Source organism: Streptomyces abyssalis, assembly GCF_001751365.1.
In the GTDB taxonomy this organism is placed as follows: Bacteria; Actinomycetota; Actinomycetes; order Streptomycetales; family Streptomycetaceae; genus Streptomyces; species Streptomyces abyssalis.
Genome location: NZ_LJGT01000017.1, coordinates 1 through 673, shown reverse-complemented (window position 1 = coordinate 673; position 673 = coordinate 1). Strand labels below are relative to the sequence as shown.

1 protein-coding gene is annotated in these 673 nt (G+C 68.8%); it reads right to left on the bottom strand.

The annotated features are described in order from the left end of the window. Window positions 1–673, bottom strand: a 673-nt coding sequence (locus AN215_RS00060) for a glycosyltransferase (RefSeq protein WP_139140676.1), incomplete at both ends; no start/stop codon positions are given.

Sequence of the window (673 nt, the reverse complement as noted above, 5' to 3'; positions counted from 1 at the left end):
CGATCAGCAAACGCAGCTTCTCCCGCTCACGCCCGCTGCCGTAGATACGCAGACCCCAGTCGGGCCGCTCGGCCACAACCCTGGCGAAAGCACGTATCAACACGTCATACCGCTTCGCCGGAGCAAGCCGCCCCGCCGCCACAACCCACTTCCCCGTGCCGTCCGCAGGACGGACGTCCGGTTCGGGAACGCTGTTGGGCAGCGCCTCGATCCGCACCCCCGGCAGCCGCAGAATCCTGCGGTAATCACGCGCGTCGGCCTCCGTCACCGTCGTGACCGCATCCAGCCGCGGATACGTACCACGGAGCATCAGCTTCAGCCGCGCCGGATGCGTGGCAAGCGTCAAATGCTCCTGCCCCACACGCGCCGGACCCCGGCGGGTCTGCCGGGCGATGTGCGCGTTGAGCCCCGGACGCGTGCCGATGACCACATCGGCAGCCGTGGTCCGCAGATCCTCACCGATACGCCGGTCGGTCAGCGGACTGTACTGCGGAAACCGCCCGTCACCACGCGGGAACACCCGCGCCGGCAGGGCATGTTCCGGATCGCCCCCCTCATAGCCGGAGCTGTGCCGACGCATATCCACCAACGACCGCAGCCGCACCCGCGGCCCCGGATCGAAGAACGGCCGGTCCCGGTACCGGAAGACCGACACAACCTCCACCTCATGCTG